Source organism: Vibrio sp. D3 (genome assembly GCF_043995865.1).
Classification (GTDB): domain Bacteria; phylum Pseudomonadota; class Gammaproteobacteria; order Enterobacterales; family Vibrionaceae; genus Vibrio; species Vibrio diabolicus.
On the sequence record NZ_CP171887.1, the window covers coordinates 242,582 to 257,730 of the forward strand.

Consider the following 15,149-nt stretch of genomic DNA (forward strand, 5'->3'; position numbering starts at 1 on the left):
ATGTTGTCTAATGTGGTTTTGTCACGCCAAAAAATCACCTGCTTGTTCTTAAGTTCGGCTTATTCGGATATGAGCGAAACAGAAACAGCAGTATCGGACCTGTGATGCAATGGAATCCGTAAAGGAAATCAGTTGGATGCGTTATAGATTTACCTCAAACTTATTTAATAACACAGTTGGCTATCATGAATAATGCATATTTATTTGTATTTATTTTGTCGTTCGTTCTACTTTTTGTTATGCGCAAGGTCGCTAAGCGCGTAGGTCTAGTAGATAAACCCAATGCAAGAAAGCTTCACCAAGGTGTGGTGCCACTTGTAGGAGGGATCTCCATTTTCTCTACTATACTGGTGGGGTTCCTTTTGTTCCTACCAATGAATGACAACTTATCACTCTACTTATCTTGTTCGGCTGTACTCATCGTGCTCGGCGCATTAGATGACTATTACGATGTAAGTTTCAAAATTCGCCTTATTATCCAAGCAGGAATATCCCTTGCGATGATTTACATCGGAGGCCACAGCTTACACGATTTAGGTTATCTAATGGGAAGCGAAACCATTGCCCTGAATGAAGTTACTGGCGCGGTGATCACCGTGATTGCGGTAATAGGCGCCATTAACGCATTTAATATGGTTGATGGTATAGACGGCTTGCTGGGCGGGTTAGCCTCGGTCACCTTTACAGCATTAGGTATTGTGTTTGCCTACAACGGAAACGAATACTTAGCCACGATCTGTTTATTGATCGTGACTGCGATGCTCCCTTATATCTTCCTGAACTTAGGTTTCCCACTAGGTCGTCGCTTTAAGATCTTCATGGGCGATGCAGGCAGTATGTTTATCGGCTTTACCGTGGTCTGGATGCTGATTCGCGGCACACAAGAGCCAGGAACTGTAGCTTTCAAGCCAGTTACAGCGCTGTGGTTAATTGCCTTACCATTGATGGACATGGCAACCATTATGATTCGTCGCGTTCGTAAAGGTCAGTCACCATTCCAACCAGACAGAGAACATCTACACCATATTTGCCAACGTATTGGGCTTTCACCAGGTGCAACGTTAATTTTCATCTGTTCGATGGCATCGATTTGTGCTGCGGTAGGTTTATGGGCTGATTTTGTTGGTATTAAAGAATCTACAATGTTTATTGCCTTTTTAATTTTATTTGTTTGTTATTTCTTTGTTATTAGTCATATTTGGCGTGTTTCATCTTGGTTAAATAATTTGAGGAAGCGCCAAAGAATGACCAGTGAACAAATATGAATTATATTTATTTGTTCCATCATAATTTTATACTTTGTTAGGGAAAAATAGAGTGACTATAAAAAAAGTTCTAACAGTTTTTGGTACGCGCCCAGAAGCTATAAAAATGGCACCTTTAGTTCATGCTTTATCAAGCGATCAACGTTTTGAATCTAAATGTTGTGTTACCGCACAGCATAGAGAGATGTTAGACCAAGTATTAGAATTATTTGAGATCAAGCCTGACTATGACCTTAATTTAATGAAGGCCGGGCAAACGCTTAATGATGTAACAGCTCGAATTGTGCAAGATCTCAAGCCTGTACTTGAAGATTTCAAGCCCGATGCTGTTCTTGTGCATGGTGATACAGCTACCACTTTTGCTGCCAGTCTTGCTGCCTATTACGAGCAAATTGAAGTAGGCCATGTTGAAGCCGGCCTTCGCACAGGAAATATATATTCCCCTTGGCCAGAAGAGGCTAATCGACGTCTAACTGGTGTTTTGACAAAATATCATTTTGCTCCTACAGAGACATCGAGAGATAACTTACTTCGAGAAAACTTTTGTCCAGAAGATATATATGTAACAGGGAATACAGTAATCGATGCATTATTAATGGTCAGAGAAAAAATTGAAACCAACAAAAAGCTAAAATCTCAGCTAGAGGAACAATTTTCGTTCTTAGACGAGAGTAAAAAGTTGATTTTGGTTACAGGACATCGACGAGAGAGTTTTGGTGGCGGCTTTGAGAGAATTTGTGAAGCATTAGCGCAAACTGCGACAAGTAATCCAAATGTTCAAATCTTATACCCAATGCACTTAAACCCGAACGTGCGTGAGCCAGTTAACAGAATATTGGGTGATATTGACAATGTTTTATTAATAGAACCGCAGCAATATCTGCCATTTATTTATTTGATGGACCGAGCCAATATCATTTTAACCGATTCTGGCGGCATCCAAGAAGAAGCGCCATCGTTAGGCAAGCCAGTTTTAGTGATGCGTGATACAACAGAAAGACCAGAAGCGGTTGAGGCAGGTACGGTAAAATTAGTTGGCACAAATACGGACAAGATAATTACCGCACTAGAAGTCTTGTTAAAAGATGAAGCGACGTACAAAGAAATGAGTTATGCACATAACCCATATGGCGATGGCAAAGCTTGCCAAAGAATTTTAAACACATTAGCAAAATAAAATTAAATATTGGAATGAAAAATGTCATTTGAAACAATTTCAGTTATTGGTTTAGGGTATATTGGCTTACCAACAGCAGCAATGTTTGCTTCTCGCAAGAAAAAAGTGATTGGTGTTGATGTCAATCAGCATGCAGTAGACACAATTAATCGCGGCGAGATCCATATCGTTGAACCGGATCTGGATATGTTGGTGAGTGCTGCAGTACAGCAAGAATATTTGAAAGCGGTGACAACGCCTGAACCAGCAGATGCTTTTTTAATAGCAGTACCGACACCTTTTAAGCCTTGTGAAAAGGGAGATATTCCAGAGCCAGATTTGACTTATATCGAGTCAGCTGCAAAAGCTATCGCACCAGTTTTGAAAAAAGGCAACTTGGTTATTCTTGAATCGACGTCACCAGTTGGTGCTACAGAGCAGATGTCAGCATGGCTTGCTGAAGCTCGCAAGGATTTGACCTTTCCACAAACGGCAGGGGAATTTGCTGATGTGAATGTAGCACATTGTCCTGAACGTGTATTACCGGGGAAAGTGGTCACGGAGTTAGTTCAGAATGACCGAGTAATTGGTGGGATGAGCAAGCGGTGTTCTGAGCGTAGCGTTGAACTATATAAAACGTTTGTAATGGGTGAGTGTGTTATAACCAATGCTCGTACTGCGGAAATGGCCAAACTAACAGAAAATTCGTCTCGTGATGTTCAAATTGCCTTTGCTAATGAGTTATCAATGATTTGTGATGAATTAGGTATTGATGTTTGGGAACTGATCTCGCTGGCTAACCGTCATCCACGAGTCAATATTCTTCAGCCAGGTCCTGGTGTTGGTGGTCATTGCATTGCTGTTGACCCTTGGTTTATTGTCTCTAAGACTCCCGAGATAGCTAAAATTATCCATACGGCAAGAAATGTAAATGACTATAAACCTGAGTGGGTCATTAACAAGGTTAAGATGGCGGTGGCTGATTTCCTTAATGCAAATCCAACAAAGACAGCAAAAGATGTAACGATTGCTTGCTACGGTCTAGCTTTTAAACCTGATATTGATGATCTGCGAGAGAGTCCGGCACTCGACATTACAAAGTCTATAGCAAGAAACCATGTTGGCAAAGTATTGGCTATCGAGCCTAATATCGACTCTATAGATATTGATAATATTGACTTGGTATCACTTGATGAATCTCTTTCCAGAACTGATATTCATGTGATGTTAGTAGATCACAAACAATTCAAAAAAATAAAATTAAATGATGCCTTTGTTATCGATACAAAGGGTATCTGGTGAGCAAATCATTAACATCATTTCCAAGTAGGCATGTAGATGCTTAATATAATAAAAAACAAAATGGCCTTGATTATCATGGCCATTTTTTCTATTTGTTACTTCTCAAGTAGTTTTTTTGCAAAAAAACAATTAAATGAACATGATTTTTATACATGGAATGTTTTTATTACTTTAATGTCTATGTCTTTCTCCTTTTGTTTTTTAGGGAGTGAACAATTATTTACTCGATTTATCAAAGGTGATAAGAATAGATTTGTTATTCAAAGAGATACTATTATTACAATGGTGATAAGTAATGCTATTTATTTAATTTTTCTGATATTTGTTGTGGATAAATTATGGTTTAACATGCAAAGTGCTATGTTATACCTATTCGTATCTTTATCGTCTGCTGCTTTTGTTGTTATATATAATAGTTTTCGAGTTGCAAAGTTATTCGTACGTTCGCAATTAGCTAATGGTTTTTGGAAGTTAGCAATTATTATTTTTATATTGATGCCAGTTAATATTAGGTTTGAGTATAAACTATATTTAGCATTGTTAGTTTCTGTTTTTATATCTATCTCTATTTTAAAGTTTTCAAAATTAGAGATTTGTTCGATAAATCAGAAGCAACCTAAAGGTTGGAGAAGAGTATTCTTTGGCTTCTTATTGTCTTTATTTGTAATGATGCTATTAAATAATTTAGATAGAGTACTAGTTGAAAAGGTTATTAATGCCAAATACTTTTCTGAATATGTTTATATGCTGTCGTTAACAGTATTACCTTTTAGTCTAATTTCCTCTTATGTTGGATTTAAAGAATTAGCATACTTAAAAAGTAAATATAATAAATCAATATATATAAGAAGAATGTTAAGAACAGGTGTGGTAGTTATTATTTTGTATTCAGTGTGGTTTTTCTTAGTATCCTTTTTCTCTGATTTTCTAGAAGTTAATCTGACTTATAGTTATTTTTTGCCCACATTATTGTTAGTGCTGGTCAAGTGTGTTTACTCATATTACTCTGCACTCTTTGGATTAAATGCATCAGGTAATCAAATGATCAATTCTAACATATTTACAATGATTTCTCTCATTATTATGTATTTTTTTGTTATAAACCTAGTAAGCAGTGTCGAAGCGATCTTATATGGAGTAGCAATGTCATGGCTTATTAGATGCATCATTATTTCAATCTACATGAGAAAGATAGATGATTATGATTATTGTACAGGAATGACTGTGACATGATAAAAGACATATCAAAGTTTATATTATTATTTTTTTCAATAATATTGATTACTACATCTTTCTTGTTAAATAATTATGTGTTTTCATACTTTTCAATTGTGTTTTTTTTGATTATCTCTTTCCTTAATATTTCTGGATTATTTAGGTTGGTGGTATTTTTTCTTGTTTTTTACTTATCTATAGGCTTGTTAAATATATCTACTTGGAGGGGATATATTGAAGTTGAAGTTATAAATCTTTACTTTTTATGTGTTCTACTCTTTCTTATTCCTTGTGTATTTATAAGGTGTTATGTAACTGACGGAAATAATTTTCATGTAAGTAATCAAAAATTTATTTTGATGGCGATTTTAATTCACTTACTTATAGTTTATGTTTCAGTTTTAGCTGTGTATATATTTTATGGTAATATTTTACTGAATCAAACAATAAGATTTCTCATACCAACTTCTCTTGAATATGTGATAAAGTCTGCACTTCCTATCGCCGCGCTGATACCAATATTAAAATATAAAAATAAAGCGTTATTATTGCTTTTGGTTGTGCTTCCCGCAATACTTATTGGTAGTAGAGGAACAGCTGTAATATCGATATTGAGTTACTTAATTTCTGATGTGTATTTTAAATTCGGTGGTTTTGATATCTATAAGATAATTAATAAGAATAAAAAGTTCTTGATATATTCATTGTTAGCTTTTTTGGTTATTATTTCTGGATTCTATTTACGGAGAGGTGACGGTAGCGAACTATCTAGTGTTGATGTGTTAATGTCTCATTATTTTGATTACGATAATATATTAATAAGAGTTATTTTACCTTTCCATCTTGGGTTTAAAGAAACTATTGGTCTGTCTAATAGACTTGTAATTGAGTCAATAGCGAACAATATTAATACTTATTCCCTTTTTTTTGCTGACTTGTTTACTGTTTTACCTGGAGAGAGGTTGGCTGCAGGACAAACATTAGGAAGGATATTTGGCACTGTTGAAGGCGGTGGCCTTACACCTGGCTTAGTTGGTGGTATTTACATAGATTATAAAATGTTTACCCCAGCATTCTTTCTACTCTTTGGAGTTTCTTTTTATTTTCTTGAAGCCAAACTCTATAAATCTCCATTATTTATCGTAGTTTACTCCCAAGTTATTGTTCAGTTTATACATCTTTTTCATAGAGGCTTTTTGAAGCCAGAGTACATAACGAGTGTTTTAATTGCATACTTTTACTATTGTTTATGTCATAGAATAATTATTAATAGAGGTTAATTTTGAAAGTTCTTCATGTTTTATATACATATCTTCCCGATGTTACTGGTTCATCAATTAGAAGTGAAGGTATATTAAAAGGTCAAATATCTAATGGTATAGATGTTGTCGTGGTCACCTCCCCATTTCAAAGGGGATATAGAGAAGACTTCGATATAATAAATGATGTCAAAGTATATAGAACTTACAACAATAATGAAGATCTAGAGGCGTCAGAAAAGAAAAAGAATATTAAAAATAGGATTAAAAAACTTATTTCTATTTTAGGTTTTTCAATTAAAGTATATAAAATTGCCAAAAGAGAAAATGTTGATTTTATTCATGCACATAGCATGTTTTTTTGCGGCCTATCTGCATTTGTTTGTAGTAAAATACTTAAGATTGGCTTTGTCTATGAATATAGGTCTATTTGGGAGGAAAGGTTTGACAGCGTTAAGTTTATCGATAAGCTTCAAATTAAAATTATTCGATTTTTAGAGACGTTATCAATGCGTCTTGCAGATAAAGTGGTTGTATTGAATGAAGGTCTTAGAAAAAATGTAATCGATAGAGGGGTTCTTCCAGATAAAGTGGTTGTTGTGCCAAATGCAGTTTCTGATGAATTATTTTTAGAGGCTAAAAGCATTTCCTTTCCCAAGACAATTAAATCATTTGGTTATGTAGGTAACTTCAGTCACATTGAAGGTTTAGATTTATTACTAAAAGCTTTTTTAGATGCTTTTCCTAGAAATGATTTTAGTGACTGTAAGTTAACATTTCATGGAAAGGGTCCTTATTTAAACGATTTGAAAGAACTAATAGATAAAGCTGACGATGGTAGAATTTCGATTGCCGGGCCATTTGAGAGAGGTGATATAATTGATGTTTATAAAAGCTTAGATTGCGTTGTGATACCTAGAAGAAAATTGAAGATATGTGATGTAGTAACTCCGTTGAAACCGCTAGAGGCTATGGTATTTGGTCGGCTTGTTATTGGTAGTAACTGTGGGGGGATTGTAGAGGTTTGTTCTTCGGAGCGAAATGCAGTGTTCTTTGAAGCAGATTCCATCAAGAGCTTGTCATCTTCAATGAGGAAACAGTATGAAAACTTCAATTTATCTATTGCTAAAAATGGCCGAGATTTTGTTGAAAGTAATCGCAATTGGTCCGATGTAGCTAAACTGTATTTTGATGTTTATCAATGATTATGTCTTTATATAAACTCTATTTATGACATGTTTCTATTTATATTAAAACAGCTTTTAAGGAGGGTGTGTGTCAACTTTTAATAATAAAACAATTTTAGTTTGCTTTGGTGAAGGCGGACACGAAGCGCAAGCCAATCGCCTAGTAAATAATATGTTGAAAAAATCAAGCGATATAGATTTTATTAGTATATCAGATGTTAAAGAAAAACCAGTCTGGTCGACGGGCCACTATGTTGTGGGTGAGGTTAGAGACAAATATAGCCATTTAAAAACTATCTGTAATTCGAGTTTTTTTTCAATTTTTAAAGCGTTGAGAAAAATATCTAATTGCAATGAGGTGAAATGCGTAATTTCAACCGGTCCGGGTATATCAGTTTTAGTTGCTTGTTACTTTCGATTTATAGGTGTTAAAGTTATACATATAGAGACATGGTCTCGGTTTGAGAGTAAGTCTTTTACTGGTAGGATAATGCACCTATTGGCAAATAAATTTTATGTTCAAAATCATTCACTTTTAAATCTTTATAAGAACTCTATATATTCCGGTAGGTTATGAAAATATTTGTTACAGTAGGAACCACGCCTTTTGACTCTTTAATAAAATCTATAGATGAAAAAGTTGCAAATACTCAAGGCATTGATGTTATATTCCAGATTTCTGATGGTAAGTACAAGCCTCGATTTGGTGATTTTTTTAAGTTTAGTAAAAATATACATGATTATTATAATTCTGCAGATGTTGTGATTACACATGCTGGAGCAGGGTCAATATACTCTCTAGTAGAATCTAAGGTTAAAACAATAATAGTTCCAAATCTTGATAGGATAGATAAACATCAAATCGATATAGCAAGGTTTATGGAGTGTAACGGTTACGCACTAGTCATGTGGGACTTCGAAAACCCTTTAAAAATTGTACAGGAAGCTAAATCCACCAACTTTAATCCTTATGTGAAAGAGGAGTTTTTTAAGGTGGATGAAATCTTAGAATATATTGGGTTTTAACCTCATATTTTGCTTTATAGTGGATGAGAACTATGTTTTTTAATAAGAATGTTAATGCTTCTATAGTATGTCTTTTTTTTCTTTTCTCTCACTCCTATGCTAATACTGCTGTATTAGAAAGTTTCCCTTCAAATCAAAGCTTTACAGGGGTGATTTTTGTTCCCAATGCCCAAGTTCAGAACTACGGGAGCTTTGGCTTTGACTTTGCACATGGGTTACCGCTTAGGAATAGTGTCTCTGATATAGAATCTTTAACGTTTTCTCTCGGACTAATCGAAGGGTTAGAGGCACAAGGCCGAATCGTGACTGAAGACTATAGTTCTAATGGGTTTGTTGTGGGGAGTATTAGAGACCTATCAGCCTCTTTTAAGTATCAACTTCCTTTTTTTCAAGATTTTAATAAACTCAAGTTGGCAGTTGGCGTGCAAGATCTTGGCGGGGAGTTAAACTACTTTAATACGAATTATATAGTTACTGACTACTCTTTCGATTTTGCTCCAGTTCGAATGTCGGTGGGGTATGGTCAGTCAGATATTCCGCTTGGTGTTATGGATGGTCCATTTGGTGGTGTTGAGTACCAACCATTCAATTTTATTCAGTTGGTAGGTGAGTACGACTCAGAAGAGTTTAATTCTTCAGTAAAAATTTTTACGCCAAAACAGCTGCTCCCGTATGATATAACAGCTTCTCTTAGTTATCAGATCTATTCAGGCCATGAAACTGATACTAAAAATGTATGGAATGCCGCTTTTTCAATCCCTCTGATATCTGATTACACACGCTCAGTTAGCTTTTCTCAAAACGATATGTCTTTGAAAGATAAGATTTTTGTAGAACAGAAGAAGTCTCAAGATGCTTCGATCTCCACTCTGGTGAGTGCGTTAAAAAATGAAGGTTTCGTTAATGTTCAAGTGGGGTTAGTCAATGGTAGAGTCGTGGTGGCTTTAGAGAACCGTCGATACAACCATAATCAAGCAGATGGGCTAGGTGTGGCTCTGGGGATTGTATCGAGTCATTTTGGTCAAAATGCAGCGCAAGATATTGGCGCTGCATCGGATCAATTTGAACTTGTGATGCTTGCCAACCAAAAACCAGTGGTCAGCGTTTTGTCTAACTCTAACTGTTATCAAAGATTTGTCAATGGTAGCGCATCTTGTGATGACATTCAGTTTATCACGCGCGATTTGTCGGAAAGATTAGACATGGTTGCTTGGAAAACGGAACGAGTCAATTCAGGCACTTTAGATTCGCAGATCGTATTTTCCCCTATGGTAAGGCATGGCGTAGCAACCGAGTACGGTGTGTATGATTACTCTTTTGCCATGTCCAGCAACTTATATACCTACCTATGGTCTGGCGCGGCAATAGATGTTCGTCATATTTTACCTTTAGCAGAAAGTGATGATTTTGAAGAGGGTGGGTATTTCGAAGACAGCGTATACGAGAACGAGATTGAGCGTGCAATGGTACATCAGTTCTTCCGTTTGCCATATGTCGATATAGCCAACCAAGTATCTCTAGGCTTGGTTAAATCGGACTATATCGGTGCGCGTAGTGAATCAGCTTGGTTCTCTCAATCGGGCAACCATTGGTTGGGATTAGAGATGAGCTATTTCCAACATCAAGACGAAAAAGACAAAAATGGTTATGCGAACCCAGATCGCCAAACCTTTTTAACTCGTTACACATTCTCTATGCCAGAGTGGGATTGGCAGTTTAACGCAACTGCTGGCGAGTTTTGGAAAGGGGATGTTGGCGCAAAATTCACGACATCACATTGGTTTGAAGATATAGAAGTATCCGCAAGTTATCAGGTGACGAAGTTTAACGATACAGACGAAGAGCAGTTTGTCACTGTGTCGGTAAAGCTGCCATTAACGCCATGGCGTGATATGTCGCCGAGTGTGATACAAGTTCGTGGTAACGAGGCTTATGATTTCAACGTTACGACACGAGTTGGCAATGATTATAATTACTTAGCGGCAGGCCAAGGGGATGAACTTGTGATGGATAATAGCATGCTTCGTCGCTACTTTAACCGAGGCCGTTATGGTCAAGAGTACTTTGAGCAGAACAGGCAGCGCATCCGCAACGCTTATTTGCGCTACTTGGGTACTCAATTGAATTAAGTTGTGCTGCTAGTTAGGCTTTGAGTTAATCACTGTACTCTACCGAGAGTGTAGGTGTTTTGATATGCTAGCGTCAGTTAAATGATAGGAAATAAAAATGAAAATTGCTGTAGCAGGCACGGGCTACGTCGGTTTGTCCAATGCCATGTTATTGTCACAAAACCATGAGGTTGTGGCGGTTGATATTATCCAAGAAAAAGTGGACTTGTTGAATGACAAGAAATCTCCAATTGTTGATGCGGAAATCGAACATTTTCTTGCAAACAAAGAGCTCAACTTTGTCGCGACGCTAGATAAAGAGCTGGCTTACAAAGGCGCAGAGTTTGTTGTTATTGCCACACCAACGGATTATGACCCTCAAACGAACTACTTTAATACTTCTTCAGTTGAAGCAGTGATTAAAGATGTGATGGCAATTAATCCTGATGCGGTTATGGTGATTAAGTCGACTGTACCTGTGGGTTATACTGCGCGTATTAAAGAGGAGCTCGGTTGTCAGAATGTTATGTTCTCTCCAGAGTTTCTTCGTGAAGGTAAAGCACTTTACGATAACCTCCACCCGTCTCGTATAATCGTTGGTGAACGCAGCGAACGTGCAGAGAAGTTCGCTAACCTTTTGGTTGAAGGCGCGGTAAAAGAAGACATCTCGGTTCTGTTTACTGACTCTACAGAAGCAGAAGCGGTTAAGTTGTTCTCAAACACATATCTTGCGATGCGCGTAGCCTATTTTAATGAGCTAGATTCGTATGCTGAAGCACACAATCTTGATGCTCGCCAAATTATTGAAGGTGTTGGCTTAGACCCTCGTATTGGCAATCACTACAACAATCCGTCATTCGGTTATGGTGGTTACTGCTTACCAAAAGATACAAAGCAATTGTTAGCAAACTACCAAGAAGTTCCTAATAACATTATTGGTGCAATCGTTGATGCGAACCGCACTCGTAAAGATTTTGTCGCAGAGTCTATTCTCAAGCGAGAACCAAAAGTCGTGGGTATTTACCGCTTAATTATGAAAGCTGGTTCAGATAACTTCCGCGCTTCGTCTATTCAAGGCATTATGAAGCGTATTAAAGCGAAAGGTATTGAAGTCGTGGTGTATGAGCCAGTACTTAAGGAAGATGAGTTCTTCCACTCTGCTGTTATCCGCGATATTGAAGAATTCAAACAAATGTCTGATGTCATTGTTTCTAACCGCATGGTGGAAGAACTAGCTGATGTGGCTAATAAAGTTTACACCCGCGACCTGTTCGGTAGTGATTAATTAGTCTTTATATTCAAATAATATAATAGGCTCCCTTAAGGGAGCCTTTCTTTTAGTTGGTAATGGTTATGATTAAAAAATGTTTATTCCCTGCTGCGGGTTACGGTACACGTTTCCTTCCTGCAACTAAGTCGATGCCGAAAGAAATGATGCCAGTGGTGAACAAGCCATTGATTGAATACGGTGTTGAAGAAGCGATTGAAGCCGGTATGGACGGTATGTGCATCGTCACTGGTCGTGGTAAGCACTCGTTAATGGATCACTTTGATAAAAACTACGAGCTAGAGCATCAAATTAGCGGTACAAGCAAAGAAGCGCTGCTTGATGATATTCGTTCTTTGATTGATTCTGCGAGTTACACTTACATCCGTCAGCGTGAAATGAAAGGCTTAGGTCACGCTATTCTTACGGGACGTGAATTGGTCGGTGATGAACCGTTTGCTGTAGTGCTTGCGGATGACCTTTGTGTGAATGAGGACAAAGGCGTTCTAGCGCAAATGGTTGAGCTGTACAAACAGTTCCGCTGTTCAATCGTTGCGGTACAAGAAGTGCCGGAATCAGAAACGCATAAATACGGTGTGATTGCTGGCGAGATGATCAAAGATGATATCTTCCGCATTGATAACATGGTTGAAAAGCCAGAGCCAGGCACTGCACCTAGCAATCTAGCGATTATTGGTCGCTATATTCTGACCCCCGATATCTTTGAGCTGATTGAAAATACAGAGCCGGGCAAAGGTGGCGAGATTCAAATCACCGATGCGCTGATGCAACAAGCTCAATCTGGTTGTGTTTTGGCATACAAATTTAAAGGTCAGCGCTTTGATTGCGGTAGTGTAGAAGGCTATATTGAAGCAACAAATTACTGCTACGAGAACCTTTATAAGAAGGATTCCAGTGCGGAGCTCGCGAAAAAACCAACCGTGAAAATTGCTGAGCCAGCATAATTCAGAACTTCCTATCGGTGTACTCCGAGTGGATAACACGCAAACAAAAAGGGATGCGTGATGCATCCCTTTGTTATTTCTGCTTAATAAAAAGCGAAATTAAGCTTTAGCCGCTGCTTTAGCGATTGCTGCGAAGCTTTTCGCGTCTAGAGAAGCGCCGCCAACTAGAGCACCGTCGATGTCTGGTTGTGAGAAGTAAGCTTCAGCGTTTTCTGGCTTAACAGAGCCGCCGTATTGGATGATTACTTGTGCTGCAACTGCTTCGTCTTTCGCAGCGATTAGTGCGCGGATAGAAGCGTGGATGCGTTGTGCATCTTCAGCTGTTGCTGCTTTACCAGTACCGATAGCCCAGATTGGTTCGTAAGCGATGATTGCGCCGTTTAGAGCTTCAACACCGTAAGTGTCGATAACTGCGTTGATTTGACGTGCACATACAGCTTCAGTTTCGCCAGCTTCGTTTTGCGCTTCAGATTCACCGATACAGAAAACAGGTGTTAGGCCGTTTTCTTTTAGGAAGTTGAATTTCTTAGCGATAAACTCGTCAGATTCGTTGTGGTATTCACGACGCTCTGAGTGACCGATGATGATGTGAGTAGCACCGAAATCTTTCAGCATTTCTGGAGACATATCGCCAGTGAACGCACCGCTGTTGTTTAGGTCAGTGTTTTGAGCACCTAGGATGATCTTGTTACCGCCTTCAGCGATTACGCGCTCTGCTAGGTCGATGTAAAGTGCTGGTGGAGCGACTGCTACGTCAACACCTTCAACGCCTTCAAGCTCAGCGTTAAGACCAGTTAGCAGCTCAGTTACCATTGCTTTGCTGCCGTTTAGTTTCCAGTTACCCATCACTACAGGACGACGCATAGGAATATCTCCCTTATCTTTAATGTAAATAGTCAATTAATGTAAAAAATCTACGTAGGAATATAACAGAATAATGTGAACAGATCATGATTGGCGTCATGTCTTGTCCGGCTTTCTTTACTGATTCGACCAAGCAGCGATCCTGTTATTTTTGTCAAAAGCAATCGATTGGTGATCACGTAGACAGAATGATAGTTCATTCCTCGGAAATTGCTGCTGAGATTGGTATTACTACGCGCTGGAATTAATTGTTGTAGAAAGGAATCAAAATGCCAAATCTCGTTTTAGAGTATTCAAACTCGGTTGAAGAACGTGTCAATGTTCAGGGGTTGCTGGAGGATTTACATAAAACGGCGTTAGAGAGTGGTCTTTTTGAGCTCGCGTCAGTGAAATCTAGAACGCTCCGGTGCCACAATTGGTTAATTGGAGAAGAGGGCGATAGCCTCGACTTTATCCATATCAACTTTGATTTGCTATCTGGCCGTTCCCAAGAGCAGAAGCGAGAACTGTCACGAGCCTTGATGGCGACACTTCAAGAGCAAGCCAGTCACGTGCACAGCTTAACGGTCAACATCCGAGACATGGATGTAGACAGCTTCCAGAAGGTAGTGAATTAGGTTGAACAGAGTTTCTTGAGAATAACGAGTAGGGTTAAGCATCGCGAGATGCAAGGGAACTGAAAGCTAATAGGCCTTATCGAGTGTTTATCGTTGCTTGAGCTTAGTCTCTCTGCTTGTTAGAACGGCGTTGTTGGCGCTTACACTGCAGGTGTACTTTCCAAACCATATCGACTCGGCTAATCTATAACCTTTCTATTTTGGGGTAAAATTTGATGTCGACTAAAGAGTTACTGTTTTCTTTTCAAGGACGTATAAACCGTAAAACCTACTGGATTTGGAACGTCATTTACTATGTCTCTATTCTAGGTTTTGGTGCTGGAATCAGTAAGCTATTTCCTACTTTCTCCTATTTACTTCTCCCTATTTTCTTGGTGATTTTGTTAATCCCTGATTTGGCGATCACCACTAAGCGTTGGCATGACCGCAACAAATCAATCTATTGGCTAGCACTGAATATTCCGCTGATTATCGGGCGAATCGCCACGCCAATGACCAGCCCTGTCGCACAAGAGCCGTCGACACCGCAAATGTTCGTCGCATCCATTTCTCTGATTTGTGGTTTATGGATTCTAATTGAATGTGGCTTCTTAAAGGGGACATCAGGACCAAACCAATATGGCCCTGAGCCTGAGTAATCGCTTTAAGTAACGTGCGCGCTGAAAGTAGATTCTTAGTCTCGCTGATGCTCGCTAGAATGACGAACTTCTATACTCTAGAGCTTGTTAAAGCCACCGTCATTCTGAACAGTGGGAGGGATGAGCATGATTCAGAATTTATCGTCCGCTTGAGCAGTGGCTAAGGTGAGTGGGAAAGAATAGGAGTTTGCTGTTACTTGATTCTTAGTCTCGCTGGAGCTCGCTAGAATGACGAGCTCTTTTGATCTAGAGCTTGCTATTGTACCCGTCATTCTGAACA

General features: G+C 38.4%; 14 protein-coding genes. 13 read left to right on the top strand and 1 reads right to left on the bottom strand.

Features of this window, described 5'->3' with window-relative positions; translation table 11 throughout:
* Nucleotides 1-185: 185 nt before the first annotated feature.
* From wecA to galU, 11 genes are all read left to right on the top strand, one after another.
* Nucleotides 186-1,265: a UDP-N-acetylglucosamine--undecaprenyl-phosphate N-acetylglucosaminephosphotransferase gene (wecA, locus tag ACHFJ9_RS09150; protein WP_395356580.1), complete on the top strand. Its 1,080-nt coding sequence runs from the start codon at nucleotides 186-188 to the stop codon at nucleotides 1,263-1,265.
* Between the two features lie 52 nt (nucleotides 1,266-1,317).
* Nucleotides 1,318-2,442, top strand: coding sequence for a non-hydrolyzing UDP-N-acetylglucosamine 2-epimerase (gene wecB / locus ACHFJ9_RS09155; RefSeq protein ID WP_053807675.1), 1,125 nt, complete (start codon nucleotides 1,318-1,320; stop codon nucleotides 2,440-2,442).
* 21 nt (nucleotides 2,443-2,463) lie between these two features.
* Entirely contained in the window at nucleotides 2,464-3,723 is a 1,260-nt protein-coding gene (wecC, locus tag ACHFJ9_RS09160; RefSeq protein ID WP_053807676.1) for a UDP-N-acetyl-D-mannosamine dehydrogenase, read from the top strand.
* A gap of 36 nt (nucleotides 3,724-3,759) precedes the next feature.
* Complete coding sequence (locus ACHFJ9_RS09165; protein ID WP_065768140.1) at nucleotides 3,760-4,956, top strand: hypothetical protein; 1,197 nt, start codon at nucleotides 3,760-3,762, stop codon at nucleotides 4,954-4,956.
* Nucleotides 4,953-6,218: an O-antigen polymerase gene (locus ACHFJ9_RS09170; RefSeq protein WP_395356583.1), complete on the top strand. Its 1,266-nt coding sequence runs from the start codon at nucleotides 4,953-4,955 to the stop codon at nucleotides 6,216-6,218. The genes ACHFJ9_RS09165 and ACHFJ9_RS09170 overlap by 4 nt, the downstream gene beginning before the upstream one ends.
* A gap of 2 nt (nucleotides 6,219-6,220) precedes the next feature.
* The gene (locus ACHFJ9_RS09175) at nucleotides 6,221-7,402 is read left to right on the top strand and encodes a glycosyltransferase family 4 protein (protein WP_053807565.1); all 1,182 of its coding nucleotides are present in this window, start codon (nucleotides 6,221-6,223) and stop codon (nucleotides 7,400-7,402) included.
* Between the two features lie 70 nt (nucleotides 7,403-7,472).
* Nucleotides 7,473-7,961, top strand: a complete 489-nt coding sequence (gene pssD / locus ACHFJ9_RS09180) for a PssD/Cps14F family polysaccharide biosynthesis glycosyltransferase (RefSeq protein ID WP_395356585.1) — start codon at nucleotides 7,473-7,475, stop codon at nucleotides 7,959-7,961.
* Nucleotides 7,958-8,410 (top strand): PssE/Cps14G family polysaccharide biosynthesis glycosyltransferase, encoded by a 453-nt coding sequence (pssE, locus tag ACHFJ9_RS09185; protein WP_053807567.1) that lies wholly within the window; start codon nucleotides 7,958-7,960, stop codon nucleotides 8,408-8,410. Before pssD ends, pssE begins: the two co-directional genes overlap by 4 nt.
* Nucleotides 8,411-8,442: 32 nt before the next feature.
* Entirely contained in the window at nucleotides 8,443-10,539 is a 2,097-nt protein-coding gene (locus tag ACHFJ9_RS09190) for a YjbH domain-containing protein (RefSeq protein ID WP_395356588.1), read from the top strand.
* Nucleotides 10,540-10,636: 97 nt separating this feature from the next.
* The gene (locus ACHFJ9_RS09195; RefSeq protein ID WP_053807569.1) at nucleotides 10,637-11,803 is read left to right on the top strand and encodes a nucleotide sugar dehydrogenase; all 1,167 of its coding nucleotides are present in this window, start codon (nucleotides 10,637-10,639) and stop codon (nucleotides 11,801-11,803) included.
* A gap of 68 nt (nucleotides 11,804-11,871) precedes the next feature.
* Nucleotides 11,872-12,750 (top strand): UTP--glucose-1-phosphate uridylyltransferase GalU, encoded by an 879-nt coding sequence (gene galU / locus ACHFJ9_RS09200; protein ID WP_005397961.1) that lies wholly within the window; start codon nucleotides 11,872-11,874, stop codon nucleotides 12,748-12,750.
* 99 nt (nucleotides 12,751-12,849) lie between these two features.
* Here the strand turns inward: galU and tpiA are convergent, their stop codons facing one another.
* Nucleotides 12,850-13,614, bottom strand: a complete 765-nt coding sequence (gene tpiA, locus ACHFJ9_RS09205; RefSeq protein ID WP_282150301.1) for a triose-phosphate isomerase — start codon at nucleotides 13,612-13,614, stop codon at nucleotides 12,850-12,852.
* Between the two features lie 269 nt (nucleotides 13,615-13,883).
* Here tpiA and ACHFJ9_RS09210 point away from each other — a divergent pair, with 269 nt between their 5' ends.
* Both ACHFJ9_RS09210 and ACHFJ9_RS09215 read left to right on the top strand, forming a co-directional pair.
* Nucleotides 13,884-14,231 carry a 5-carboxymethyl-2-hydroxymuconate Delta-isomerase gene (locus ACHFJ9_RS09210; RefSeq protein WP_005397960.1) on the top strand — a complete coding sequence of 116 codons (348 nt, stop codon included), beginning with the start codon at nucleotides 13,884-13,886 and terminating at the stop codon, nucleotides 14,229-14,231.
* A 215-nt stretch (nucleotides 14,232-14,446) separates the two neighbouring features.
* Nucleotides 14,447-14,869, top strand: coding sequence for a DUF805 domain-containing protein (locus ACHFJ9_RS09215; protein WP_012841178.1), 423 nt, complete (start codon nucleotides 14,447-14,449; stop codon nucleotides 14,867-14,869).
* Nucleotides 14,870-15,149: the final 280 nt, after the last annotated feature.

What these genes read in the sequence shown, in the direction of transcription:
- wecA (WP_395356580.1), top strand. Translation starts at nt 186, where the DNA reads ATGAATAATGCATATTTATTTGTATTTATTTTGTCGTTCGTTCTACTT.
- ACHFJ9_RS09215 (WP_012841178.1), top strand. Translation starts at nt 14,447, where the DNA reads ATGTCGACTAAAGAGTTACTGTTTTCTTTTCAAGGACGTATAAACCGT.
- ACHFJ9_RS09210 (WP_005397960.1), top strand. Translation starts at nt 13,884, where the DNA reads ATGCCAAATCTCGTTTTAGAGTATTCAAACTCGGTTGAAGAACGTGTC.
- ACHFJ9_RS09195 (WP_053807569.1), top strand. Translation starts at nt 10,637, where the DNA reads ATGAAAATTGCTGTAGCAGGCACGGGCTACGTCGGTTTGTCCAATGCC.
- ACHFJ9_RS09190 (WP_395356588.1), top strand. Translation starts at nt 8,443, where the DNA reads ATGTTTTTTAATAAGAATGTTAATGCTTCTATAGTATGTCTTTTTTTT.
- ACHFJ9_RS09170 (WP_395356583.1), top strand. Translation starts at nt 4,953, where the DNA reads ATGATAAAAGACATATCAAAGTTTATATTATTATTTTTTTCAATAATA.
- pssE (WP_053807567.1), top strand. Translation starts at nt 7,958, where the DNA reads ATGAAAATATTTGTTACAGTAGGAACCACGCCTTTTGACTCTTTAATA.
- ACHFJ9_RS09165 (WP_065768140.1), top strand. Translation starts at nt 3,760, where the DNA reads ATGCTTAATATAATAAAAAACAAAATGGCCTTGATTATCATGGCCATT.
- galU (WP_005397961.1), top strand. Translation starts at nt 11,872, where the DNA reads ATGATTAAAAAATGTTTATTCCCTGCTGCGGGTTACGGTACACGTTTC.
- tpiA (WP_282150301.1), bottom strand. Translation starts at nt 13,614, where the DNA reads ATGCGTCGTCCTGTAGTGATGGGTAACTGGAAACTAAACGGCAGCAAA.
- wecC (WP_053807676.1), top strand. Translation starts at nt 2,464, where the DNA reads ATGTCATTTGAAACAATTTCAGTTATTGGTTTAGGGTATATTGGCTTA.